This is a genomic window from Pseudomonas umsongensis, assembly GCF_012647205.1.
Taxonomy (GTDB): Bacteria; Pseudomonadota; Gammaproteobacteria; order Pseudomonadales; family Pseudomonadaceae; genus Aquipseudomonas; species Aquipseudomonas umsongensis.
In genome coordinates this window covers 4,382,596-4,403,914 of the sequence record NZ_CP051487.1, presented here as the reverse complement: position 1 = coordinate 4,403,914, position 21,319 = coordinate 4,382,596, and the positions used below count along the sequence as shown (strand labels likewise).

21 protein-coding genes, 1 tRNA gene and 1 pseudogene are annotated in these 21,319 nt (G+C 60.1%); 11 read left to right on the top strand and 12 right to left on the bottom strand.

What is annotated here, in order from left to right:
- Positions 1–2 precede the first annotated feature (2 nt).
- Together HGP31_RS19795 and HGP31_RS19790 are read right to left on the bottom strand one after the other, a co-directional pair.
- Positions 3–1,529 carry a DUF3300 domain-containing protein gene (locus tag HGP31_RS19795; protein ID WP_168758507.1) on the bottom strand — a complete coding sequence of 509 codons (1,527 nt, stop codon included), beginning with the start codon at positions 1,527–1,529 and terminating at the stop codon, positions 3–5.
- 246 nt (positions 1,530–1,775) lie between these two features.
- On the bottom strand, positions 1,776–2,177 hold the full coding sequence (locus HGP31_RS19790) for a hypothetical protein (protein WP_083349355.1): 402 nt from the start codon (positions 2,175–2,177) through the stop codon (positions 1,776–1,778).
- 264 nt (positions 2,178–2,441) lie between these two features.
- Here HGP31_RS19790 and HGP31_RS19785 point away from each other — a divergent pair, with 264 nt between their 5' ends.
- Positions 2,442–2,924 (top strand): cupin domain-containing protein, encoded by a 483-nt coding sequence (locus HGP31_RS19785; protein ID WP_168758506.1) that lies wholly within the window; start codon positions 2,442–2,444, stop codon positions 2,922–2,924.
- 138 nt (positions 2,925–3,062) lie between these two features.
- Here the strand turns inward: HGP31_RS19785 and HGP31_RS19780 are convergent, their stop codons facing one another.
- The 3 genes from HGP31_RS19780 to HGP31_RS19770 form a co-directional block, all read right to left on the bottom strand.
- Positions 3,063–3,383 carry an isochorismate lyase gene (locus HGP31_RS19780; RefSeq protein WP_168758505.1) on the bottom strand — a complete coding sequence of 107 codons (321 nt, stop codon included), beginning with the start codon at positions 3,381–3,383 and terminating at the stop codon, positions 3,063–3,065.
- A 255-nt stretch (positions 3,384–3,638) separates the two neighbouring features.
- A complete protein-coding gene (locus HGP31_RS19775) occupies positions 3,639–4,067 on the bottom strand; it encodes a GFA family protein (RefSeq protein WP_110754947.1) in 429 nt (142 codons plus the stop codon).
- 55 nt (positions 4,068–4,122) lie between these two features.
- Positions 4,123–5,064 carry a carbon-nitrogen hydrolase family protein gene (locus HGP31_RS19770; protein ID WP_020800717.1) on the bottom strand — a complete coding sequence of 314 codons (942 nt, stop codon included), beginning with the start codon at positions 5,062–5,064 and terminating at the stop codon, positions 4,123–4,125.
- A 105-nt stretch (positions 5,065–5,169) separates the two neighbouring features.
- Between HGP31_RS19770 and HGP31_RS19765 the strand changes: the two genes are divergently transcribed.
- On the top strand, positions 5,170–5,853 hold the full coding sequence (locus HGP31_RS19765; RefSeq protein ID WP_020800716.1) for a winged helix-turn-helix transcriptional regulator: 684 nt from the start codon (positions 5,170–5,172) through the stop codon (positions 5,851–5,853).
- A 21-nt stretch (positions 5,854–5,874) separates the two neighbouring features.
- Here the strand turns inward: HGP31_RS19765 and gltS are convergent, their stop codons facing one another.
- Positions 5,875–7,089 (bottom strand): sodium/glutamate symporter, encoded by a 1,215-nt coding sequence (gene gltS / locus HGP31_RS19760; RefSeq protein ID WP_033042937.1) that lies wholly within the window; start codon positions 7,087–7,089, stop codon positions 5,875–5,877.
- 207 nt (positions 7,090–7,296) lie between these two features.
- On the opposite strand from gltS, the gene HGP31_RS19755 reads away from it, so the two are divergent.
- Entirely contained in the window at positions 7,297–7,755 is a 459-nt protein-coding gene (locus HGP31_RS19755) for a metallophosphoesterase family protein (protein WP_083349345.1), read from the top strand.
- A gap of 95 nt (positions 7,756–7,850) precedes the next feature.
- Here the strand turns inward: HGP31_RS19755 and HGP31_RS19750 are convergent, their stop codons facing one another.
- Together HGP31_RS19750 and tspO are read right to left on the bottom strand one after the other, a co-directional pair.
- The gene (locus HGP31_RS19750; protein WP_083349344.1) at positions 7,851–8,393 is read right to left on the bottom strand and encodes a YdeI/OmpD-associated family protein; all 543 of its coding nucleotides are present in this window, start codon (positions 8,391–8,393) and stop codon (positions 7,851–7,853) included.
- A gap of 47 nt (positions 8,394–8,440) precedes the next feature.
- Positions 8,441–8,881: a tryptophan-rich sensory protein TspO gene (gene tspO, locus HGP31_RS19745; protein WP_020800711.1), complete on the bottom strand. Its 441-nt coding sequence runs from the start codon at positions 8,879–8,881 to the stop codon at positions 8,441–8,443.
- A 167-nt stretch (positions 8,882–9,048) separates the two neighbouring features.
- On the opposite strand from tspO, the gene HGP31_RS19740 reads away from it, so the two are divergent.
- Both HGP31_RS19740 and HGP31_RS19735 read left to right on the top strand, forming a co-directional pair.
- Positions 9,049–9,264: a hypothetical protein gene (locus HGP31_RS19740; RefSeq protein ID WP_020800710.1), complete on the top strand. Its 216-nt coding sequence runs from the start codon at positions 9,049–9,051 to the stop codon at positions 9,262–9,264.
- A gap of 186 nt (positions 9,265–9,450) precedes the next feature.
- A tRNA-Phe gene (locus HGP31_RS19735) sits at positions 9,451–9,526 on the top strand.
- Between the two features lie 88 nt (positions 9,527–9,614).
- Here HGP31_RS19735 and HGP31_RS19730 read toward each other — a convergent pair.
- The gene (locus HGP31_RS19730) at positions 9,615–9,887 is read right to left on the bottom strand and encodes a hypothetical protein (protein ID WP_151142714.1); all 273 of its coding nucleotides are present in this window, start codon (positions 9,885–9,887) and stop codon (positions 9,615–9,617) included.
- Positions 9,888–10,329: 442 nt separating this feature from the next.
- On the opposite strand from HGP31_RS19730, the gene HGP31_RS19725 reads away from it, so the two are divergent.
- The 5 genes and pseudogenes from HGP31_RS19725 to HGP31_RS31035 all read left to right on the top strand — a co-directional run.
- On the top strand, positions 10,330–11,691 hold the full coding sequence (locus tag HGP31_RS19725) for an MATE family efflux transporter (protein ID WP_033044603.1): 1,362 nt from the start codon (positions 10,330–10,332) through the stop codon (positions 11,689–11,691).
- A 1,625-nt stretch (positions 11,692–13,316) separates the two neighbouring features.
- Positions 13,317–13,976, top strand: a complete 660-nt coding sequence (locus HGP31_RS19720; protein WP_168758504.1) for a phosphoribosyltransferase — start codon at positions 13,317–13,319, stop codon at positions 13,974–13,976.
- A gap of 125 nt (positions 13,977–14,101) precedes the next feature.
- The gene (locus HGP31_RS19715; protein ID WP_020796770.1) at positions 14,102–14,671 is read left to right on the top strand and encodes a YceI family protein; all 570 of its coding nucleotides are present in this window, start codon (positions 14,102–14,104) and stop codon (positions 14,669–14,671) included.
- 39 nt (positions 14,672–14,710) lie between these two features.
- Positions 14,711–15,763 (top strand): DUF2235 domain-containing protein, encoded by a 1,053-nt coding sequence (locus tag HGP31_RS19710; RefSeq protein ID WP_020796769.1) that lies wholly within the window; start codon positions 14,711–14,713, stop codon positions 15,761–15,763.
- Positions 15,764–15,892: 129 nt separating this feature from the next.
- Positions 15,893–15,988: pseudogene (locus HGP31_RS31035) on the top strand (hypothetical protein); the annotation flags it as partial.
- Positions 15,989–16,286: 298 nt separating this feature from the next.
- On the opposite strand, the gene paoC reads toward HGP31_RS31035, so the two are convergent.
- The 3 genes from paoC to paoA are packed head-to-tail and all read right to left on the bottom strand — an operon-like array spanning position 16,287 to position 20,058.
- Positions 16,287–18,485, bottom strand: coding sequence for an aldehyde oxidoreductase molybdenum-binding subunit PaoC (gene paoC, locus HGP31_RS19705; RefSeq protein WP_168758503.1), 2,199 nt, complete (start codon positions 18,483–18,485; stop codon positions 16,287–16,289).
- Entirely contained in the window at positions 18,482–19,438 is a 957-nt protein-coding gene (locus tag HGP31_RS19700; RefSeq protein ID WP_020796767.1) for an FAD binding domain-containing protein, read from the bottom strand. The genes paoC and HGP31_RS19700 overlap by 4 nt, the downstream gene beginning before the upstream one ends.
- Positions 19,435–20,058, bottom strand: a complete 624-nt coding sequence (paoA, locus tag HGP31_RS19695) for an aldehyde dehydrogenase iron-sulfur subunit PaoA (RefSeq protein WP_168759198.1) — start codon at positions 20,056–20,058, stop codon at positions 19,435–19,437. Before paoA ends, HGP31_RS19700 begins: the two co-directional genes overlap by 4 nt.
- Positions 20,059–20,265: 207 nt before the next feature.
- Here paoA and HGP31_RS19690 point away from each other — a divergent pair, with 207 nt between their 5' ends.
- Positions 20,266–20,955 carry a GNAT family N-acetyltransferase gene (locus HGP31_RS19690; RefSeq protein WP_168758502.1) on the top strand — a complete coding sequence of 230 codons (690 nt, stop codon included), beginning with the start codon at positions 20,266–20,268 and terminating at the stop codon, positions 20,953–20,955.
- Positions 20,956–21,319: the final 364 nt, after the last annotated feature.

The window sequence follows — 21,319 nt, the reverse complement described above, 5'->3', positions numbered from 1 at the left end:
ATTCAACGGCGGCCCCCCCTTGAACGCGCTGCGCCGGATGGCCGACTGATCTGATGACCGGCTGCCCTCGAGGCGTTGGGGCGCTGGAAGGAAGCCTGGCTGGCCCGGCCACGATTGGCTTGCAGGTTGGCCTGGGACGGCGAACGCGCACCGGCGAAGGCATTGTTGCGGGCACTGCCTCTATTGACGGCCGGCGAGGCCTGGCGGTTTTGCGCCGCCTGGCGCGTCTGTGCACGTTGATTCGTCTGGTTGGCCTGATTCCTCGGTTGCTGAACTCTCGATTGCTGATTCTCCCGAGTATTTCTGGCGGCATTTTGGCTCCGGTCAGCAGCCCTCGGCCTATCGGCCGCTTTCGGCCTGTCTGCTTCGGCTTGCATCCGATTGCCGGCCGAGGCCCTGGACTGGGCTTCGCGCGCCCGATCACGGGCCTCAAGGTTGCTGGTGGCAGGTCGTTCGATACCGTGCCGGTCCATCGAGCTACGGGCATTTTCACGCGCCTGGGCGCGCTGGGCATTGTCCCCTCGATAGGCCTGGCGCTGACTGGCACCTCCCAGTTGCCGGCCGTACTGTTCGCGGCTCCTGTTGTCCCGATAGGGCACGCCATTGCGATGCGCGGCGTTATGCTGCCACTTGTTCTGATTGTTGGTGATGCGGTTGTTGGCATTGATGTTGTTGTAGCGATTGACGTCGATGTCGACGTCGTTATTACCCCAGTCACATTCACCCCACAGCGCACCGACGATGGCCACACCGGTGCCAAACGCCAGCCCGGCCATCAGCGCCTGACCGGGGTAATAAGCGGGCGGCGGCGGATAGTAGGCAGGTGGCGATGCGGGATAGGCCCAGGTGCCGTAGGTGGTTGTCGGGTTGTAGGTGGGGACGTACACCACCTGCGGATCGGCCGGCTGAATGATGATGGTGGAGCTGCTGCTGGCGGGGGCCTGGGCCGGAGCCTGCGTTGTGGTCGTGGCGGTCGATGCGGGGGCGGGTGGCGCAGCGTTCTGGATCGTTACGTTCTGATATTGGTTGCTCTGCAGGTTACCGGCTGCCTGGGCCTGGCGACGCAAGCGTTGTACGCCATTCATGAGGTCGTCGGGCTGCGCCAGGAAGGCGTCACCCAGGCGTTGGACCCAGACCGGATCCTGCCCCAGTGTTGCCAAGACCTGCGGGAAGGCAACCAGCGCCTGCACACTCGGGTCCCAGGGCTGGTTCGCCACTTGCTTGACCGCGTCATCGCCCTTGGCGTCCGGGTGAGCCTTCGACCAGGTGACTGCCTCGGCGACTTCCCCGGGGTAGGTGGACGCCATCAGCACCTGTGCCAGCAGCGGGTCCGGGTAGAGCGCGATGGGGGCGAGCATTTGATCCAGCTGTTCCTGGGTAAACACCGGGTCTTTGGCGGGTATCGTGGTCGCTGCCGTATTGGCAGGGCTGGCTGTCGGGGTGGGGGCTGTATCCGCCGCCTGCGCCACGAGGGGCGGGCTGCTCAGAAAAAACATCGCTGACAACACGTAGAAAAATGGGGTACGCATCACAGCTCCCTGTGGTCAGGCAGATTTGAAATGAGTGGATCAATGCCAGGTAAATGCAAACCGACTGTGCAAACCCGGACCTCAACTTCGACGCCGTCCATTGATAGTAGCAAACATAAAAATTCTGCCCGAAATACCTTCGGTTCCCGGACCAATAGCAGTCGATGGATGCCGCTCAGTGCAGTGAACACGAAAAAGCCCGGCTGATCAGGCCGGGCTTTTTGCGGGTGCGGTGCAGCGATGGGGTCAGGCGACGGTGTTGCCTTGCAGGCGGTCGGAGCCATCGGCGGCGACGGTGTTGCCTTGCAGGCGGTCGGAGCCATCGGCGGCGACGGTGTTGCCTTGCAGGCGGTCGGAGCCATCGGCGGCGACGGTGTTGCCTTGCAGGCGGTCGGAACCATCGGCGGCGACGGTGTTGCCTTGCAGGCGGTCGGAACCATCGGCGGCGACGGTGTTGCCTTGCAGGCGATCCGAACCATCGGCTGCGACGCGATTCTCGATCAAGCGATCCGAACCACCCTCGGCCACCCGGCTTTCAATCAGACGATCCGAGCCACCTTCAGCCACCACAGGCTGAACAGAGGTAGCGGCAAAAGCGTTAACTGCGAAAACCGAGAAAGCGATGCTGAGGAGGGTTTGGCGTTTCATGATCGTGTGCTCCGGGGTGTTGTTGGTTGGTATGGAGCTGATGTTACGCCGTGGATTTTTTTAGAGAACTTCATTGAAGTGATGGTGAACATCGATGTGATTGATAGGGGCCGCTCGCGACCCCTTGTTAGCGTGATGATGCGGCACCGGGCATTGATTACATTGCGTATCAACTGTAATGCCCAATCACATCGTTATCATCAACGCCAATCGCCCATAGAGTCAGCCTGACGATTTGTTTATGGCGTAGTCAAGGTGACTCTCATGGTTCAACGCATTATGAAAACAACTGCCCTGGCAGCACTTCTTGTTGCAAGCGCAATCATGCCGTCCACTCAGGCACAACCCTTGCCACTCGATAAAACCGCTTCCTTGCATAATGAGGACGTGGAATGGCGCAGCTTCCCCGCCTTCCCCAAAGAGGTAAAACTGGCTGTTATCGCCGGCGACCCGAGCAAGCCAGCACCCTACGTGGTACGAGTCAAAGTGCCCAACGGCACCCAATTAATGCCCCATACTCATCCTGAAGATCGTATCTACACCGTCATGTCCGGTGTTTTCTATATTGGCTTCGGAACGGTTTTCGATCCGGACAAGCTGGTTGCCTACGGGCCGGGCAGCGTCGTGATACTCCCGGCCAATACGCCGCACTTCCATTGGGCAAAATCAGGTGAGTACATCTCGCAGGTCTACGGGACGGGTCCGTTGGGGCTTGAGTATGTGGATAGCCATGACGATCCTCGCTAATCCTGTAGGAGCCGGCTTGCTGGCGATCGCGGACGTGCAGTCGACACTAATGTCGCCTGATGAACTGCGATCGCCAGCAAGCCGGCTCCTACAGCGCATATCCAGGTTGCAAGGGGTTGGACATGCAAAGCACCGGGGTCAGGTCTCGGACAATTGCGCCGACCAGTGCTTCATCTCCTCGGCAATAAAATGTTTAACCAGATCGCTATACATTTTTTCGATTGCGTCCGGGCTCAGGCCCTCGGCCTCGGCCCATTCTCGACGTGTTGCCAGCATGGTAGTGAAGCGCTCCTGAGCACGCACCGAGGCCGCAGAGGTCTTGAATTTCGAAGCCGCAAGCACGTACTGGAATCGCCTGCCTAACAACTTGATAACGGCCTGGTCGAGGGCATCGATCTCACGTCTGATGTCCTCCATTCCTTTGCATTGCGCGGGTTGCAACTGGCTGAAAACTTCCATGTAGGTAACTCCGTTATTTTTCAGTCCATCGTCGAAGCGCCGCCGAAGCATGCTTCGCATTAAATCTCACATTAGCACTCGTTGCATGATTCCAATTTCATTGGGTTCGAGGCAATTGCATGGCACCGGCTTTCTTGATTGCCTTCAACTTTGTGCCCATTGTTGTCCCGAGCGGCGTACCGACGAAAGACCGTACGCCGTGGGGTGCCAAGTTTACAGCGGTATCGTTAACGACCGTCGCGAGCATGCTCGCTCCTACATGCTAATGCCGGATCCTCCCAATTCTTTCGGCACATCCTTGAACTTCGGCAATCCATCTTCAATACGCAACACCGACTCCTGATAATGCACATGAACCCCTGGCGTGTACTCAAGATCCGGGATGAGCGCAGCATACACATCGATGAGTCCCATCCCCGGGTGCTCGGTGAAGAGATGTCCGCCGCACGTCTTGCACCACTTGCGGTAACTCTGTGGTGTCTTGTTGTAGGTGCCGATGTTGTCGGCGCCCCGAGTCACTTGCACCGCCTCCGGTTTCCACAGGGTGAAGGCATTGACCGGCCCCGCCGACCAGTGCCGGCACGACTCGCAATGGCAATAGCCCATCGCGGCCGGCTCACCGCTGACGGTGAACTCGACCGCACCGCAAAAACAACTGCCTTTGTAAGACTGTTCAATGTTCATGGCATGACTCCTTGATCAATGGTCAGGCGATAGCTCGCACAAACGTTACCTGTCTTCACCCGTCGATGTAGCGCACCGCTGTCGCCGGCGTGCGTCGCACCTGCAGGTCGAAAATGTCCGGGCGTGCATAGTGCCCGGTGACGTCGAGCGCCCGCCGTGCAGGGGCCACGAGTGAGACGTCGATGTCCGCATACAGAATGCCCGCCTCTCGGTGCAATGGGCCGGCCACGATCCGGCCTTGGGGATTGACCACCACCGAGTCGCCGTCGTTGATCCATTCGTCTGGATCGGCAAACAGTTGCGCACGGGACGGGAAGTCGTCAGGGACGTCGCTGCCGCGCAGCGCGGTGCCACTGCCAAGCACCCAGCAGCGGCCTTCGAGGGCAATGTGACGCATCGTACTGATCCAGCCCTCGCCAGTGTCGTAAGTGGGCGCGACATAGATTTCCACCCCTTGGGCATATAGCGCGTAGCGCGCCAGCGGCATGTAGTTTTCCCAGCAGATGAGCGCTCCCACGCGGCCGACCGGTGTATCCACCGCGCGCAACCCGGACGCATCACCAAAGCCATGCACCATGCGCTCGGGATTGGTGGGCATCAGTTTGCGGTGTCGGTTGAGCACGGCGCCGTTCACGCCGATAACGACTACGCTGTTATAGAGCGTGCCCCCTCCATTGCGCCGGTCGCATTCATTGATGCCGCACACGATCGTCACCGCGTGAACCCTGGCGGCCTCGCACAATTGGCACAGGTCACCGTTCACAATATCAACGGCATTGGCCAGCAACCGCGTATGCAACTGGCCGATGACAGCGCCGTCCTTTCCCGCCGCCAGCCGCCAGATCCACGACGGGTAACCTGGAATGAACGATTCGGGCAGAACAATCAGCGAAGCTCCCGCCGTCGCGGCCTCAGAGACCGATTGCACGGCCCGGGCGATCGTCGCGCTGCGATCGAGCAGCACGGGCGGGCGCTGAATAATGGCGATCTTGGTCATGATGTTCTCCTGGGGCGGTTGGCTGTCGGAGACTTGAGCGTGCGCGTGGCGAAGTCGCGGGGCTAGTTCAATATCTGAAGCGTTGCAGCGATGGGAGTGCAGGCAATGAACGAAAGCTATGGTCAGTTCTGCACGGTCGCGCGCGGTGCCGAGGCGCTGTGCGAGCGCTGGACACCCTTGGTCGTGCGCGAACTGTTGTGCGGCAGCAAACGCTTCAATGAACTGCACCGCGGCGTCCCCCGGATGTCCACCGGCTTGCTGGCACAGCGGCTGCGCCATCTGGAAGAAATCGGCGTGGTGCATCGCACCGCGGTTGGCAAAGTCTGGGAGTACAGCCTGACCGAGGCGGGCGAGGAATTGCGCCCCATCATCATGGCGCTGGGGCATTGGGGCGCGCGCTGGATCGGCAGTCGCCTGCGCGATGATCAACTCGACGCGGGCCTGCTCATGTGGGACGTGCGCCGGTTCGTGCGTCTCGAGACGTTTCCGTCCCGACCGGTGGTCATCCAGTTCAAATTTCGCGACGCGCGGTCCGGCGAGCAAGCGTGGTGGCTGGTGGTCGAGGAGGGTGTGGCAGACTTGTGCCGCGACGACCCCGGGCGTGAATTGACCCTCGTCGTCGATTCCAGTGTGCGTGCCTTGACCGAGGTATGGGCGGGCGACCGCACACCGCGGGAGGTGCTTGAGTCGCGAGAGCTGCGTGTGGATGGCGCAGCGCAGGATGCGCAAAACCTGTGGCGCTGGTTGGGTACGAGCGCGTTTGCCGGTACCCGGAGCGCGGCGCGTTAGCCGTTCAAGCAAAACGAGCGGCTACAGCCCACTGAACATCCCGATAATCACGGCATTGACCAGGTCAATGAAGAATCCGCACACCAGCGGCACGATCAGAAAGGCCTGGTGAGCCGCACCGTACTTCTGGGTCACGGTCGTCATATTGACGATGGCTGTCGCGGTGGAACCCAGCGCAATACCACCGAAGCCTGAAGCGATCACGCTGGCTTCGTAATTGCGGCCCATGAAGCGAAAGACCAGAAAATACGTATAGAGCACGGTCAACAGGATCTGCAGGGTCAATGCGCAAGCAATAAACAACAGCGCGCCGCTGAGCTGCCACAACTGCAAGCCCATCAGCGCCATGGTCAGGAACATACCCAGGCAGACATCGGAAATCAGCGACAGGCCCTGGCTGGCGCCGCTCCAGGATTTCAGGCGCTGCTCGCCGATCAGCCCCCGCACGAGGTGGTGAATGACGATACCGGCGAAAAGACAACTGACGAACTTGGGCAGGGTGATCCCGCTATCGACCAGCAGCAGGTTGAGCCCATAACCGAGCATCAAGGTCAAATTGAGCCACATCCACGCCCAGAGCACGTCGTAGTAGTCCAATGGCTTGCTTTGCTGTTGTTCGAGGATGCCGACTTCCAGCGCCGCATCCCCGGATGGCGTCAGTTGATGGCGACGGATCAGGCGGTTGGCGATAGGGCCGCCGATCACACAAGCGGCAATCAGGCCGACAGTGTTGCTGGCGATCCCCAATTCGTGCGCGTTCTGGATGCCCAGCCTTTCGACGAACAGCGGTGCCCAGGCCAGGGTCGTGCCGACCCCTCCGGTGAGGGAAATCGAGCCCACCATCAGGCCAGCCTTGGGATCAAGCCCGAAAACCTCGGCCATGCCCATGCCCAGCGCGTTCTGCAGGAAAATGAACACCGCGGCGAGCACCAGCAGGATCAGCAGCGGTCGCCCACCCTTGATCAGCTGGCGCATGTCCGACCTCAAGCCGATACCGGCAAAGAAATAGAGCAGCATGGTGTCGCGTACTTGCAGATCGAACTCGACCTGGATGTTGAGACCGAAGTACAACAGACTCGTGACCGCCGCACACACAAAGCCGCCGACCACCGATTCTGGAATACAGTATTGACGCAGCAAGGTGCTGTGCTGGACCAGTGTCTTGCCTAGGAAGAGCAGCAGGATGGCCAGGGTGAAACTCACCAGGCCATGAACAGCAAAGAGTTGGGCGGTCATCTATAGCCTATTGAAAAACCTGAAAAAAATATTATCCAGAGTCGATCGCACGGTTTTGCGACCTGGATCAATGAAAGTACAGATCGCCGATGAATCCGGATGTGGTCAAGGCCCGGATTCGCCGAAGTGAGTCAAGCACCTGATCCCGGAACACGCAATCGCCGGAACAGGGGAGCGTATATCCTCGAGACTGACCTGGAGCCTTGCATGAAAGTTGGCGTGATCTCCGATACCCATGGCCAGCTCCGCAACGAAGCACTCGCGGCGTTGCAGGGCTGTGAACGAATCATTCATGCCGGCGACATCGGAAAGCCGGAAGTACTCGAACAACTGGCGTTGATTGCGCCACTGCATGTCGTGCGCGGAAACAATGACCTGGCAGCTGCGTGGGCGGAACATCTCGCCGACCACCTGAGTTTCGAGCTTGAGGGATGGCAGACGTTGCTGGTGCATGACATTGCCGATGCCCCAGCAGTGCTGGCGCCAGGCACGAGGCTGGTGATTACCGGGCATTCCCACAAGCCGTGCATTGAGTGGTGCGGTGAACGGCTGTACCTCAATCCAGGCAGTGCAGGGCCGCGACGGTTCAAGTTGCCGGTGACATTGGCGTTGCTTGACGTGCAAGAGGGGGCGATTGAGCCGCGTCTGGTTTCGTTGCTGGAGTGAACGTTTGCTTAGGGGCGGGTGTTGCATGTCTTTGAGAAAGGGGGCGACAAGCAAGGCTGAAGTGAGGGGGTAAAGGGGGCAATGGAATGCCCCATTCAAGAATCTTCTGCCTCGGGCGCCCGGAAGGCCTTGCTGTAGAAACCGGACTGGTCGAAACAGCAGACCTGCTTCTTGCCGGATGCAAGCATATCGCAGGCATCACCTATTCGTTTTGCGCGCGTCTTGAGTTGCTTGGCTGAAGTCATCCAGTGTATCCAGTCTACTCGTGCGAGGGTCGTCGTATTCTTCCAGACTTCATGAGCCTGAGGAGTGGCTGCCAGTGCCTCCTGAAAATCTGCGGGGATCTCAGGTTCGGGTTCCTTTTTCACGGGGGTTAGCTCGAGGGTAACCACATCCCCAACGGCCGCGCCTGCGGCTTCAAGTAATTCGCGACTGACCTGCAACCAATGGCTCAACTGACCATCCGGCTCCAGGGTTGCCTGGAAAAGGTGCCCATTGATCGCGCCTTCGACTGTCGTCCTTCCTCGCCTCGGAAGTTGTTCACTCACTTCTCTTGGCAGCACTACGAACGCCCACGACGTATCATTACCAGGCTTTGTCGGACGAAGAAGCTTTGCTTCGAATCGGGATTTCATCATCACGCCCTCCTCACCGTAGAGTCTAAATTCGCACCTGAAGGCTTATATCAGCGGTTATTGCGCAAGATGAAGAAGTTCAACGCGCCGGCCAGGCAAAGCCACACTAGATATGGAAACAGGATCAAACCGGTGATCACATCAAGCCGCAAGGCCAGAACCACCATTACAGCGACCACAAGCCAAAGCAGCGCGAGGATCACCATGCTGGCGAGAATACGTTGAGCGCCGAAAAACACCGGCGTCCACAGCGTATTCAGTGCAATCTGCGCGGCCCACAAAGCCAGCACTACCTGACTATCAGGTATCTGGGTCAACCGATACCCAGCCCAGGCGAGCAACAGGTAAATAGTCGTCCAGGCGACTGGAAACAGCCAGTTGGGGGGCGTGAAACCGGGTTTGGCGAGAGATTCGTACCACTGGCCCGGTTGGAAAAAAACGCCTGTGCTGGCCGCAGCCCCGCAGGCCAGGAGAAAAATGTAAAAAGTCATCACTATTCCTTTGTGGAGTTCCGTGTCTTGAGTTGCGAAGGCATGTCCGCAGCATTAAGTAGAAGACGCTTGGAGAAGTGAAAAGTTTGGGTTTGTGGATGGCATTTTTCTGCTGACCGAAAGTGAGCCAATAATCACGATTTTTTCAGCATTACCGAGGTGTGCTTATGAACAACGCCAAAAAAGTGGTCATTGAGGACTGGGAGGGTGATGGCTGCATTCGTATCCCCGATGAGACATTGCAGGAGATGGGAGTCGACGTCGGAGACACCCTCTACCTGATCGAAGAGTATGTGGGTACGACTCGCTGTGTCGTGCTCAGTAAGACCCCACGAGTCGCTGATCGCACGGATGAGCTGGCCAGGTATTGGAGTGAAAACTAGGGTGCTGGACTATCTGCTCCTCACAATGTCCTTCGCTTATGAGCAAACGAGTAAGGCGGTTTTGCAAAAAAATCTGTAAAACTGACGACCAACTGGTTACTTCTAATCGTAACTATAGGTATTTAATAAGTTTTTTTGAGTTCGTGCTTGACGCCCCAGCAGTAAAAAACGTTTAATTGCGCCGCGGCCCAGATAGCTCAGTCGGTAGAGCAGGGGATTGAAAATCCCCGTGTCGGCGGTTCGATTCCGTCTCTGGGCACCACCTTTCGCTTTCAGGTGGCTCCAACACCACCCGAAACACCCCAAGAAACCCGCCTTGTGCGGGTTTTTTGTTATCTGCGTTTTTTCATTTACTCCGCCGCCTGCGCCCGCAAGCGCCGCCCAATCACATCCATCAAGTCACAGCCATCACGCAACGGAATCGCCAGCAGCTTGGAAAAGTCCGACAATACCACCGTATCGCAACCAATCTCGGCGCGAAAGGCGATGTTCTCCCGTACCTGCGTCACCGTGCGAATGCGGTAATCCGCCATGGCTTGCAGAACGTCGAGTGTGGCTTGGGTGTCGATGAGTAGAGAGGCCGGGATCAGGTCGATTCCGGTGAGGGGCATGTATCTTTCCATAGGTGAAAACTCCGATCAGTGCAAAGTTGGACTGTCCCTCATTCGTCGCCAAACAAATGGGTGACAGCTGTACGCAGGTTGGCGAACCGGGATCGGAATCCGGCAGACCCGAAGGTCTCCCGCGCACAGCTGCCATAAAGACAGCTTTGCGAACGTGCAAAAGCACCTGCAAAAAAGCACAGAGCTTTTGCATCCGATCAGTCAGGTCGCCAAACCTGAGTCGCCATTTGGGCGACGGGGCGGACTATAAGCTTCATCGGATCGATGGGCAAGGTGAGGCATTCCGAGCTTTATGTAGGACCTGTGATGATGAAATCTCAGACCTTTCCCATCACTTCGCTGGAAATCCAAACACAGACCTGAGATGGTCATCGCCCGTTGGTTACAGCCACCGAAGCTATCCTCAATCAACACGCCCGCCGTCGAGATGGACCTCTACCCAATGCAAACCCCAGCCCAACCGCAACGCGCCCTCTGGAAAACCTACCTGCTGTTCCTCGCCCCCATGGTTCTGTCCAATTTCCTCCAGTCCATGTCCGGCACCGTCAACAGCATCTACATCGGCCAGATGCTCGGCACCCAGGCGCTGGCAGCCGTGTCCGGCATGTTCCCCATCGTGTTCTTCTTCATCGCCCTGGTCATCGGCCTCGGTGCGGGGGCGGGTGTGTTGATCGGGCAAGCGTGGGGGGCACGGGAGACGCATTTGGTGAAGGCGATTGCCGGGTCGACGTTGTTGTTGGGGTTGTTGATCGGGTTGGTGGCAGCCGTGGTGGGTAGTGTGTTCGCACGGTCTTCCTTGGTGGGGTTGGGGACACCGGGGGATGTGCTGGACGATGCGGTGGCGTATGCCCATGTGATGTTGTGGTTCATGCCGACGCTGTTGGTGTTTGTGTTGTTCACGCAGTTGTTGCGCGGGGTGAGTGATACGTTGTCGCCGTTGTTGGCGCTGGTGGTGTCGACCTGTATCGGCCTGGCACTGACGCCAGCGTTGATTCGTGGGTGGTTGGGCTTGCCGCCGATGGGGATTCAGAGTGCGGCGTTTGCCGGCTTGGCGGGCAACCTGGCGGCGATGGGGTGGCTGGCATGGCGTTTGATTCGCAAGGGCCATCCGTTGGCGCCCGACCGGGAGTTTTTCGCGGCCATGAAGCTGGACATGGCGATCCTCGGCAAGGTGTTGCGCATCGGTTTGCCCACCGGGTTGCAGATGGTGGTGTTGTCGTTGTCAGAGCTGGTGATCCTGGCGCTGGTGAACCAGCACGGTTCCCAGGCAACGGCGGCGTACGGCGCGGTGACGCAGATCGTCAATTACGTGCAGTTCCCGGCGCTGTCGATTGCGATCACGGCGTCGATCCTCGGCGCGCAGGCGATCGGGGCAGGGCGCATCGAGCGGATCGGACCGATCCTGCGCACGGGGTTGATGATCAACGTGTGTTTGACTGGAGGTTTGGTGGTGTTGGGGTATTTGCTGTCGCACTGGTTGCTGGGCTCGTTCCTCACCGAGGACGCGACGCGCAGCATGGCCGAGCACTTGCTGCACATCATGCTCTGGAGCCTGTTGGTGTTCGGCTTCCAGGCGATCATCGGCGGCATCATGCGCGCCAGCGGCACGGTGATGGTGCCGGTGGCGATTTCGATTGTGTGCGTGGTGGGTGTGCAGTTGCCGGTGGCGTATCTGCTGGATGCGCGGTTTGGGTTGCAAGGGGTGTGGATGGCGTTTCCGGTGGCGTATCTGGGGATGCTGGCGTTGCAGACGCTGTACTACAAGCTGGTGTGGCAGCATCAGAAGATTGAGCGGCTGGTGTAGGGAGGCGCCAAGATCGCAGCCTTCGGCAGCTCCTTCATCAGCCTCTGCCAACGTTGATCCATGCCGCGTCGGAGCCTGTGGGAGATTGTTGTCTGAGTACATATCCATTGCTGCGGTAACGGCCACCTATGGTTCCGCTTTTACAGCGGGTAACTTTGAAAAGCGGAACGCCGCCCGGCGCAAAGTAACCAAACGCTCTTGCCCCACCACTCGGTGCCTCGCTTAGGCTCGGCATGCCCTCTCTCCGGCATTGCTCCGTGGGTCGCCGCGATGGGCCGTCCCTGGCCCAGCGCGGCTAAACCGGCGTCCTGCCGGTTTACCCACTGCGCAATGCCTGCGTTCGGCCATCGTGGTTTAACGGGGCGCCCACGATCAAAAGCAAAAGCGAGGCGGCCTGACAGACGACCTGACTTTTACGGATACCCCTGGATCCCCTGTAGGAGCGAGCATGCTCCGGGCGGCGTTCCGACGATGGTCGTTAACGATGACGCGGGGCACCAGGTAGCCCCCGGTGCTCTCGGGTTTTTCGCGAGCATGCTCGCTCCTACAGGAGGTATGCGTATGGCTTCCAATCAGGCCGGCCGGTCGGCCGCCTCGCTTTTGATTGCGATCTGGCTTTTGATTTTCTTGCCCCCTCGAGAGGCCGAGTGGAGGTTCTGCGCAGTGGGTAAACCGGCAGGACGCCGGTTTAGCCGCGCTGGGCCAAGGATGGCCCATCGCGGCGACCCACGGAGCAGGACCGGAGCGAGGGTACCCCGAGCCTCAGCGAGGGGCCGAACGCCAGGGGCAAGAGCCCTTGGTTACTTAGGGCCGGGCGGCGTTCCGTTTTTCCAAGTGACTCGCTGTAAAAGCGAAACCGTAAGTGGCCGTTACCGCAGGAATGGATATGTACACCTGAAGGAGAAAAGTCGGCTGTGAGGCCGCCTTCGCCGGCAAGCCTGGCTCCTACAGTGGATCGGTGCAGCCGTGAGAGATGGGTTGGCTGTGAGGCCGCCTTCGCCGGCAAGCCTGGCTCCTACAGTGGATCGGTGCAGCCGTGAGAGATGGGTCGGCTGTGAGGCCGCCTTCGCCGGCAAGCCTGGCTCCTACAGTGGATCGGTGCAGCCGTGAGAGATGGGTTGGCTGTGAGGCCGCCTTCGCCGGCAAGCCTGGCTCCTACAGTGGATCGGTGCAGCCGTGAGAGATGGGTCGGCTGTGAGGCCGCCTTCGCCGGCAAGCCTGGCTCCTACAGTGGATCGGTGCAGCCGTGAGAGATGGGTTGGCTGTGAGGCCGCCTTCGCCGGCAAGCCTGGCTCCTACAGTGGATCGGTGCAGCCGTGAGAGATGGGTTGGCTGTGAGGCCGCCTTCGCCGGCAAGCCTGGCTCCTACAGTGGATCGGTGCAGCCGTGAGAGACGGGTTGGCTGTGAGGCCACCTTCGCCGGCAAGCCTGGCTCCTACAGTGGATCGGTGCAGCCGTGAGAGATGGATCGGCTGTCAGGCCGTCTTCGCGAGCAGGCTCGCTCCCACAAGGAATTGCGGTTGAGCATTGTCCTCGTGTTCGAGCTTGCTGCCAGTCACCGTCGAACCGACAATTGATGATGTGATGCGAACCGACAGGTGTTGATCGCCCGGGGAGGTTTTCAAATGAATCAGTCATCGCAATCCATCCTGCGGGACCGCATCGACGCCGGTCGACGCCTGGTGGAGCCGTTGCTCCCCTATGCCCATCGCGCCGATGTAATCGTTTTGGCCTTGCCGCGGGGCGGGGTGCCGGTGGCCTATGAAGTGGCCACGGCGCTCGGCGTGCGCCTGGACCTGATGCTGGTGCGCAAGCTGGGTGTTCCGTCCCACCCGGAGTACGCCATGGGCGCCATTGCCAGTGGCGGTATCGAAATTCGCAACGAACAGGCGTTGCGGGCTCACCCCATTGATAAGGCCGCGTTCGAGGCCGTGGTCGCCCGGGAAACCCGGGAGCTGTTGCGTCGCGAGCAGGTTTACCGAGGCACGCGGGCGCCGGTGCAGCTCAAGGACCAGGTGGTAATTCTGATCGACGACGGGTTGGCGACAGGGGCCTCGATGTTGGCGGCAGTGCAAGCGGTGCGTGTGCAGGCGCCGGCGCGCATCGTGGTGGCGGTGCCAGTGGGGCCGGTTGAAACGGTCCAGGCGTTGCGCCGTGAAGTGGATGAGTTGATCTGCCCGATCATACCCGACTGGTTCATGTCGATCGGGCATTGGTACATGGATTTTTCCCAGACGTCGGATGCCGAGGTCATCGGGTTGTTGCAACGGGCGTGGGGAATGTAGGGACGAGTGGTCGCAAATCGGTGCGGCCAGTGGAATAAACGGTCGTTCTTTGCTTTAGTCCTCCTGTTGCTGGCTTGCGTGTGTTCGACACTTGCCCATGAGGGCGCCCCGGCCCGGAGTGTTCCATGAACTCTCGATTCCTGCGTTTTTCGTCCCTGGTTGCCCTGCTTGCGTTGGGCGTTCCTGCGCAGGGTGGCGCTGTTGAATACTCGGATGTGAATGCCAAGGCCAGCACTATCAGGTTCACCTACAACCAGATGGGAACGCGAGCCTTTGGCACATTCAAGGAATTTGTCGGCACCCTTGATTTCGATACCGCCCGCCCCGAGGCAGCTCACGCCCATCTGACCATCGATCTGACCAGCATCGACGCCGGTAGTGAAGACGCCAATACCGAGCTGCTAAAGCCTGCCTGGTTTGACACCGAGCGCTATCCGCAGGCGACCTTCGAATCAACGCGCATCAAGGATTTCGGCAAAGACCGCTACCTGATTACCGGCAATCTGACGCTGCGAGGCCTGACGCGCAAGGTGGATGTGCCGGTCCTGCTCAAGGCCGAGGGCGGTGTCGGGATCTTCGTCGGCGAGCTGACGCTCAAGCGCAATGACTTCAAGATCGGGGAAGGTGAGTGGGCCGACAGTTTTGTTTCCAACGAAATCAATATCCAGTTTCGCATGGTCGCGCCACAGCGCTAGCGAGCGTGCAGGGGTAGTGAACAGTGACGGGAGATGAATATGCCAAAGAAAATCATCGTCGCATTCGACGGCACCTGGAACCTGCCTGATCAGGCTCCGGAGATCGATGGCGACGCCAGCACCAATGTGGTCAAGCTGCATGACGCGATCCTCCCCAGCCACAAGGACGGCACGCCGCAGAAGAAAATCTATGTCGCCGGCGTGGGCACCGACTGGTACGACAAGCTCGAAGGCGGGGCCTTCGGAGTGGGGCTGTCGAAGAAAATCAAGGAAGGTTATGTCGCCCTGGCCAAGCTGTACGAGGAGGGCGACCAGGTGTTCATTTTCGGCTTCAGTCGCGGTGCCTATTCCGCGCGTAGCCTGGTGGGGCTGATCCGCAACGTCGGCTTGCTGACGAAAAAGCACATCGATCGCATCGATGAGGCCTATACCTTGTACCGCACCCGCGATTCGAGCGCGGATACGGAAAACGCCCAGTTCTTTCGCCAGAATTATTCCCGGGAAATCGATATCCATTTCCTGGGTGTCTGGGACACGGTCGGCGCCTTGGGCGTGCCGTTCAAATCGGCCGAGTGGTTCAACCACAAGTACTACGAGTTTCACGACACCGAGCTAAGCGGGATTGTGCGCAATGCCTTCCATGCCGTCGCCATCGACGAGCATCGGGCCAACTACGAATGCACCTTATGGGACCCGATTGCCAAGCCAAATCAAGTGATGGAGCAGGTCTGGTTCTGTGGCGCGCATGCCAACGTGGGTGGCGGTTATGCCGATAACTCGCTGTCGGATATACCCTTGCGCTGGATGGCGAACAAGGCGATGGAGTGCGGACTGGAGCTCAATCCGAAAAAAATACCCCGGCCGCCGAACGCGCTTCCGGAGATCACCGACTCCTATCAGGACTTCCTGGGTGGCACCTACCGACTGTTGAACGCGCGCTATTTCCGGCCGATCGGCAAGACATGTTTTGGCCAGGAATGCATCGATGACACCGTGCAGCAACGGGTGATCACAGTCAGCAATTATCGGCCGAAAAATCACGTGGATGTCTATCTGGCGGGGGCCTACAAACCCGTGAACAAGATCTGTTGATGGTGCGGTTGCGTGGCGCCCGGTCCACCTTGCATGGTCCGGGCGCCAAGCGCTTCAGTGCTCCACTGTCGGCACCGTAACCGTCTGCCCGAAGGCCGAACGTACGGTTGCGGTCGGGCTCGGTATCGGGAAGGCCGGAACCAGAAACCGGTGGCCAATCCTGGAAGCGCCGCTAGCAACAACGGCCAGCCGGTGTCCATCAACGTGTTGGCCAACGACACCGACAGTGGCCAGCGATAGTCGTAGTACTGCCCCGGAAAGAAAAACGCATTGGTGCAGCCGTCAATAAATTTGCATCCGGCCATCGCAAACCTGATGGAAATGGGTGGCTTCGGGAAAGGTCTCGCGCGGTTGCAAGACACGCTCGAAAAAGTGACCTCAAGCATCGCTCGCCCTACCTTGGCCAGCGACTGTTCCAAACGCTGCATTGGGCTCAAGGTCCTGTCGATTCTGCTGAAGGCCTGCCGCACCGCTGACTCCCACGCGAAGCGTAGATCGGTCAGCCATTCTCCGATACCGGCGCTTAAATCATCGGAGGCAGCTTATCCAGCAGCTTGTCCAGCGTGATCGGGTAGTCGCGCACTCGAATTCCCGTGGCGTTGTACACCGCGTTGGCGATGGCGGCACTGACCCCGCAAATACCCAGTTCGCCAACACCCTTGGCTTTCATCGGCGAGGACATCGGGTCGGTCTCATCGAGGAAAATCACCTCCTGGTGGGGGATGTCGGCGTGCACCGGCACCTCGTACCCGGCCAGGTCATGATTGACGAAAAAGCCCAGGCGAGTGTCCACCACCAGGTCTTCCATCAGCGCCGCGCCGACGCCCATGGTCATCGCGCCGATCACCTGACTGCGGGCCGACGTCGGGTTGAGAATGCGCCCGGCCGCGCACACCGCCAGCATTCGGCGCACGCGGGTTTCCCCGGTGGCGCTGTCGACCGCGACTTCAACGAAGTGCGCGCCGAAGGTCGATTGCTGGTACTGCTTGCTCAGCTCGCCGAATTCAATGCTGTCTTCGGCGACGAGTTCGCCCGACTTCGCCGCATCGCGCAACGGCACGCTTTTACCACCCGCGCGCACTTCGCCATCGGCGAATTGCGCTTCGTTGACCTTCACCCCCAGGCGTTGCGCAACGGCCTCACGCAGCTTGACGCAGGCGGCATACACCCCCGCCGTCGAGCAGTTGCCGCCAAACTGCCCACCGGAGCCCGCCGAAACGGGAAAGCTCGAGTCGCCCAGGCGCACGACCACGTTATCCAGGCTGACGCCCAGCATTTCCGCCGCTGTCTGGGCAATGATCGTGTAGCTGCCGGTGCCGATATCGGTCATGTCGGTTTCCACGGTGACGATTCCCTGATCATTCAGGCGGACTCGAGCACCGGACTTCACCAGCAGGTTATTGCGAAAGGCCACGGCCACCCCCATGCCGATCAGCCAGCGACCTTCGCGCTGGGTGGCCGGTTGCGTGTGCCGTTGGCCCCAGCCAAAACGCTCGGCACCGGTGCGCAGGCATTCGACCAGGTGGCGCTGGGAAAAGGGCCGATCCGGTTTAGTTGGATCGACCTGGGTGTCATTGAGAATGCGAAATTCCACGGGGTCGAGTTTCAGCTTCTCGGCCATTTCGTCCATGGCAATTTCCAGCGCCATCATGCCCGGCGTTTCACCCGGTGCGCGCATGGCGTTGCCTTCGGGCAGGTCGAGTGTCGACAGGCGCATGGTCACGCGACGATTTTCCCCGGCGTACAGCAGTTTGCTCGGTTGCGCGGCAAGTTCCACCTTGCCGCCTGGCAAGTCACCGGACCAGCCTTCGTGGGCCATGGCGGTGATCTTGCCGTCGCTGCCGGCACCAATGCGGATGCGTTGGATGGTCGCCGGGCGGTGGGTGCAATTGTTGAAGATCAGCGGCCGCGCCAGCGCCACTTTGACCGGTCTGCCGGCCATGCGCGCCCCCAGGGCTGCCAGGAGCGCGTCGGCGCGGATAAACAGTTTGCCGCCGAACCCGCCGCCGATGTACGGCGAGATCAGACGCACATTTTTCTTCGGTATGCCCAGGGTGGTCGCCAGGTCGGCGACCGACCAGTCAATCATCTGGTTCGAAGTCCACAGGGTCAGGCGGTCGCCGTCCCAGGCGGCCATCGAGGCCATGGGTTCCATCATCGCGTGGGCCTGGTCAGGCGTGGTGTAGGTGGCGTCCAGTTGCACCGGTGCCGCCGCGAACGCCGTTTCAAAATCCCCATGCAGGGTGTCTTCCATCTGCTCCTTGGGTTCCACCGCTGAGCCGCGTGAGCTGGCCAGATCGAATGCACCGTCGGTGCTTGTGTAGGTAATCTCCAGCCGTTCTGCGGCGGCGCGTGCCTGTTCGAAGGTTTCGGCGACCACCAGGGCCACGGCCTGGTGGTAGTGCTGGATCTCTGGCCCGCCGAGCAACCTGGCGGTGTTGTATTTGCCCTGGCCGAGCTTGCCGGCATTGGCGGCGGTGACGATGGCGATCACCCCGGGCGCCGACTCGGCGGGCGCAAGGTTCATCGTAGCGATGCGCCCCTTGGCAATGCCTGAACCGACCACCACGCCATAGGCCTGGTTCGGCACGGCGTCATGGTGTTCGTAGGCGTAGGGCGCTTGGCCAGTGGTTTTCAGCGGCCCTTCGATGCGCGGGGTGGGCTGGCCGATGACCTTGCCTTGGTCGATGGGGTTGGTGGTGGCCGGGGTGTCGAATTTCATGCCTGGGCCCTCGCTTGCGCCATCACCGAAGCGAGCATGCGCTCGACCAGTGTCAGTTTGAAGGCGTTTTCATGGGTGGGGGTGGCGCCGGCCAGTAGTTGTTCCGAGAGCGCTTTTGCGCCTTTGGCCATCGCTGTTTCAGCGCTCTCCACACGCCACGGCTTGGGCGCGACGCCGCCCAGGGCCACGCGGCCGGAGCTGTCCTTCTGGATCACCGCGGCTACCGAGACCAGGGCGAATGCGTAAGAGGCGCGGTCCCGGACTTTCTGGTAAATGTGCGTGCCGCCAATTGGCGGCGGCAACGTCACGGCGGTAATCAGCTCGTGGGGCGCCAGGGCGGTTTCGATGTTCGGCGTATTACCGGGCAATCGATGCAGGTCGGTGATGGCAATGACGCGTGTCGTGCCATCGGGTCGAACCGTTTCAACCTGGGCATCGAGTGCGCGCATGGCCACGGCCATGTCGCTGGGATGGGTGGCAATGCAGGCATCGCTGACACCGATGATGCCCAGTTGCCGACTGAATCCGCCAATGGCGGCGCAGCCACTGCCGGGCTGGCGCTTGTTGCAGGCCTGATGGGTGTCGTAGAAGTACGGGCAGCGGGTGCGTTGCAGCAGGTTGCCAGCGGTCGTGGCCATGTTGCGCAGCTGGCCCGAGGCGCCAGCGAGCAGGGCGCGCGCGAGTACCGCGTAATCTTTCCTGATGCGCGGGTCGGCGGCCAGGTCGGTGTTCCTGACCAGCGCACCGATTCTCAAGCCACCTTCGGGCGTGGCTTCGATGCGATCCAGTGCCAGATGGTTGACGTCGATCAGTTGCGTCGGCGTCTCGATGTCCAGTTTCATCAGGTCCAACAGGTTGGTGCCGCCCGCAATGAATCGCGAGCCATGGACCTGCGCAGAGAGCGACGCGGCTTCGGCCGGCGACTGCGCACGCAGATAGTTAAAAGGTCTCATGCGCTGGCCTCCGCGACTTCGGTGATCGCCTCGATGATGTTTGAGTACGCACCGCAGCGGCAGATGTTGCCGCTCATGCGTTCCTGGAGTTCGCTGGCGATCAGCCTGGGTGGTTCGGTGAGATTCGGGCTGGCGTGGCTGGGAATGCCATCGCGGATTTCACCCAGCACCGCGACTGCCGAGCAGATTTGCCCCGGCGTGCAATAGCCGCATTGATAGCCGTCGTGCTTGATGAAAGCCGCCTGCATCGGATGCAACTGGTCCGGCGTTCCGAGCCCCTCGATAGTGGTGACTTTCGCGCCTTCGTGCATTACCGCCAGGGTCAGGCAGGAATTGATGCGCCGGCCGTCGACAATGACCGTGCAGGCGCCGCATTGGCCGTGGTCGCAACCTTTCTTGGAGCCGGAGAGCTGCAGGTGTTCGCGCAACAGGTCGAGCAGGGTGGTGCGGGTGTCAAACTCCATTTCCTGCCGAGCACCGTTCACCCAGATCGACAGTTTGGTCTTGACCGGGTGCGCCGCGTTGGCGGCCGATGCCTGTGCAGAAATGAACGGAGGCAGGATCACGGCCGCTGCGGTTACCACGCCCACGATCAGGAGTTCTCGTCGGGAAATCGTCATGACGTCGAGCATCGGTGCGTTTCCTATGGTTGATTGGCGATTACAGCCCTCATCCATTGACTGACCTGCGCGATCAGGGAAAAGTTTTAGCGGTTTTCAACGGTAGAGTTATGCGTGTGGCTCATGAATCGATCAAGACAGGCGAGTAACGCGGCCCGGCACGCTATGATAGGCAGTCGCGACCATTCCCCGGAGTCAATCCCCGCAATGCCCCAGATCACCCACTACAAAACCCCGTGCCCTGAGTCGGTCAACAGTCAGATCCTGCAGATGGTGGTCGACAACCTGACCGACATCAGCATGGTCGCCATTGCGCCGAGCAACCTGTTGTACAACGTCTACCAGTACGCGCTCGGCTACGAAGTGCATCTGTATCTGGAGGCCTTGAACGGGACGAAAGGCATTGAGGTGGAGTTGATCGTCGCCACGGACCTGGACGATCCGGACAAGGTCACAGGGTTCCTGTTGTACCTGCCGGTCAAGGATGATCCCGACGCGTGCAGCGTGGCCTATATGGCGGTGGATGCCGGTCATCGGCGACAAGGGATTGCGCGCAGGATGCTGCGCGAGATGGTCGGTCGTTACCCGCATGCCGAACTGGCGTGCGCAGTGGCGAAGGTGCCGTACTTCGAGTCGATTGGCTTCGAGGTGGTGGGCGTGCGAGCCACCCAGGTGCTGATGAACACCCGTGATCATGGCAGCGACGGCTTGAGGGCGCTGCTGGATGTGGCGCCCATCTATAGCTCACTGGAGGTGCGGCAGATTCACACCTATCTGCTGCAAAAGCACGGCAAGCGGGCGATGCTCGATGCTGAGAAACAACGTGACCGGCATCTGGACCAGCTGACGCGCAAGGTCAACGAGTTTGTCCGCGAGCGATTGGAAAAACGCGTTTAACTTGTAGGCGCGAGCATGTCGAATCGTCGCACCGTCGCGATGGTCGTTAACGATAACGCTATAAGACTGACACCCCGCGGCGAGCTCAGGTTTTTCGCGAGCATGCTCGCTCCAACAGGGGGATCTGCGATGGGTATAAGAATGCACAAAGCCCGGCCAGGTGCCGGGCTTTTTCAGGTGTGGTTTTCGCGCAGTTAAAAAAGAGCCTCAAAGCTCTTTGATGGGGAGAAGTAGAGCCCTTGAGGCTCAAGATGCGCATGAAGCAGGCGGTGAGCTTGATAGGGGTTCAGTGCACTCACCACCTACGCAACGGCTTGGACAAGCAAGCGATTGCGCAACTCCATCGTAGGAAGATGGGGGGGCG

Coding starts and splice junctions, on each gene's coding strand:
- HGP31_RS19730 (WP_151142714.1), bottom strand. CDS start 9,887: ATGGAAAGATACATGCCCCTCACCGGAATCGACCTGATCCCGGCCTCT.
- HGP31_RS19715 (WP_020796770.1), top strand. CDS start 14,102: ATGAACTCTCGATTCCTGCGTTTTTCGTCCCTGGTTGCCCTGCTTGCG.
- HGP31_RS19725 (WP_033044603.1), top strand. CDS start 10,330: ATGCAAACCCCAGCCCAACCGCAACGCGCCCTCTGGAAAACCTACCTG.
- HGP31_RS19780 (WP_168758505.1), bottom strand. CDS start 3,383: ATGGAAGTTTTCAGCCAGTTGCAACCCGCGCAATGCAAAGGAATGGAG.
- HGP31_RS19790 (WP_083349355.1), bottom strand. CDS start 2,177: ATGAAACGCCAAACCCTCCTCAGCATCGCTTTCTCGGTTTTCGCAGTT.
- tspO (WP_020800711.1), bottom strand. CDS start 8,881: ATGACTTTTTACATTTTTCTCCTGGCCTGCGGGGCTGCGGCCAGCACA.
- HGP31_RS19710 (WP_020796769.1), top strand. CDS start 14,711: ATGCCAAAGAAAATCATCGTCGCATTCGACGGCACCTGGAACCTGCCT.
- HGP31_RS19765 (WP_020800716.1), top strand. CDS start 5,170: ATGAACGAAAGCTATGGTCAGTTCTGCACGGTCGCGCGCGGTGCCGAG.
- paoA (WP_168759198.1), bottom strand. CDS start 20,058: ATGACGATTTCCCGACGAGAACTCCTGATCGTGGGCGTGGTAACCGCA.
- HGP31_RS19750 (WP_083349344.1), bottom strand. CDS start 8,393: ATGATGAAATCCCGATTCGAAGCAAAGCTTCTTCGTCCGACAAAGCCT.
- HGP31_RS19775 (WP_110754947.1), bottom strand. CDS start 4,067: ATGAACATTGAACAGTCTTACAAAGGCAGTTGTTTTTGCGGTGCGGTC.
- HGP31_RS19770 (WP_020800717.1), bottom strand. CDS start 5,064: ATGACCAAGATCGCCATTATTCAGCGCCCGCCCGTGCTGCTCGATCGC.
- paoC (WP_168758503.1), bottom strand. CDS start 18,485: ATGAAATTCGACACCCCGGCCACCACCAACCCCATCGACCAAGGCAAG.
- HGP31_RS19720 (WP_168758504.1), top strand. CDS start 13,317: ATGAATCAGTCATCGCAATCCATCCTGCGGGACCGCATCGACGCCGGT.
- gltS (WP_033042937.1), bottom strand. CDS start 7,089: ATGACCGCCCAACTCTTTGCTGTTCATGGCCTGGTGAGTTTCACCCTG.
- HGP31_RS19755 (WP_083349345.1), top strand. CDS start 7,297: ATGAAAGTTGGCGTGATCTCCGATACCCATGGCCAGCTCCGCAACGAA.
- HGP31_RS19690 (WP_168758502.1), top strand. CDS start 20,266: ATGCCCCAGATCACCCACTACAAAACCCCGTGCCCTGAGTCGGTCAAC.
- HGP31_RS19740 (WP_020800710.1), top strand. CDS start 9,049: ATGAACAACGCCAAAAAAGTGGTCATTGAGGACTGGGAGGGTGATGGC.
- HGP31_RS19700 (WP_020796767.1), bottom strand. CDS start 19,438: ATGAGACCTTTTAACTATCTGCGTGCGCAGTCGCCGGCCGAAGCCGCG.
- HGP31_RS19795 (WP_168758507.1), bottom strand. CDS start 1,529: ATGCGTACCCCATTTTTCTACGTGTTGTCAGCGATGTTTTTTCTGAGC.
- HGP31_RS19785 (WP_168758506.1), top strand. CDS start 2,442: ATGGTTCAACGCATTATGAAAACAACTGCCCTGGCAGCACTTCTTGTT.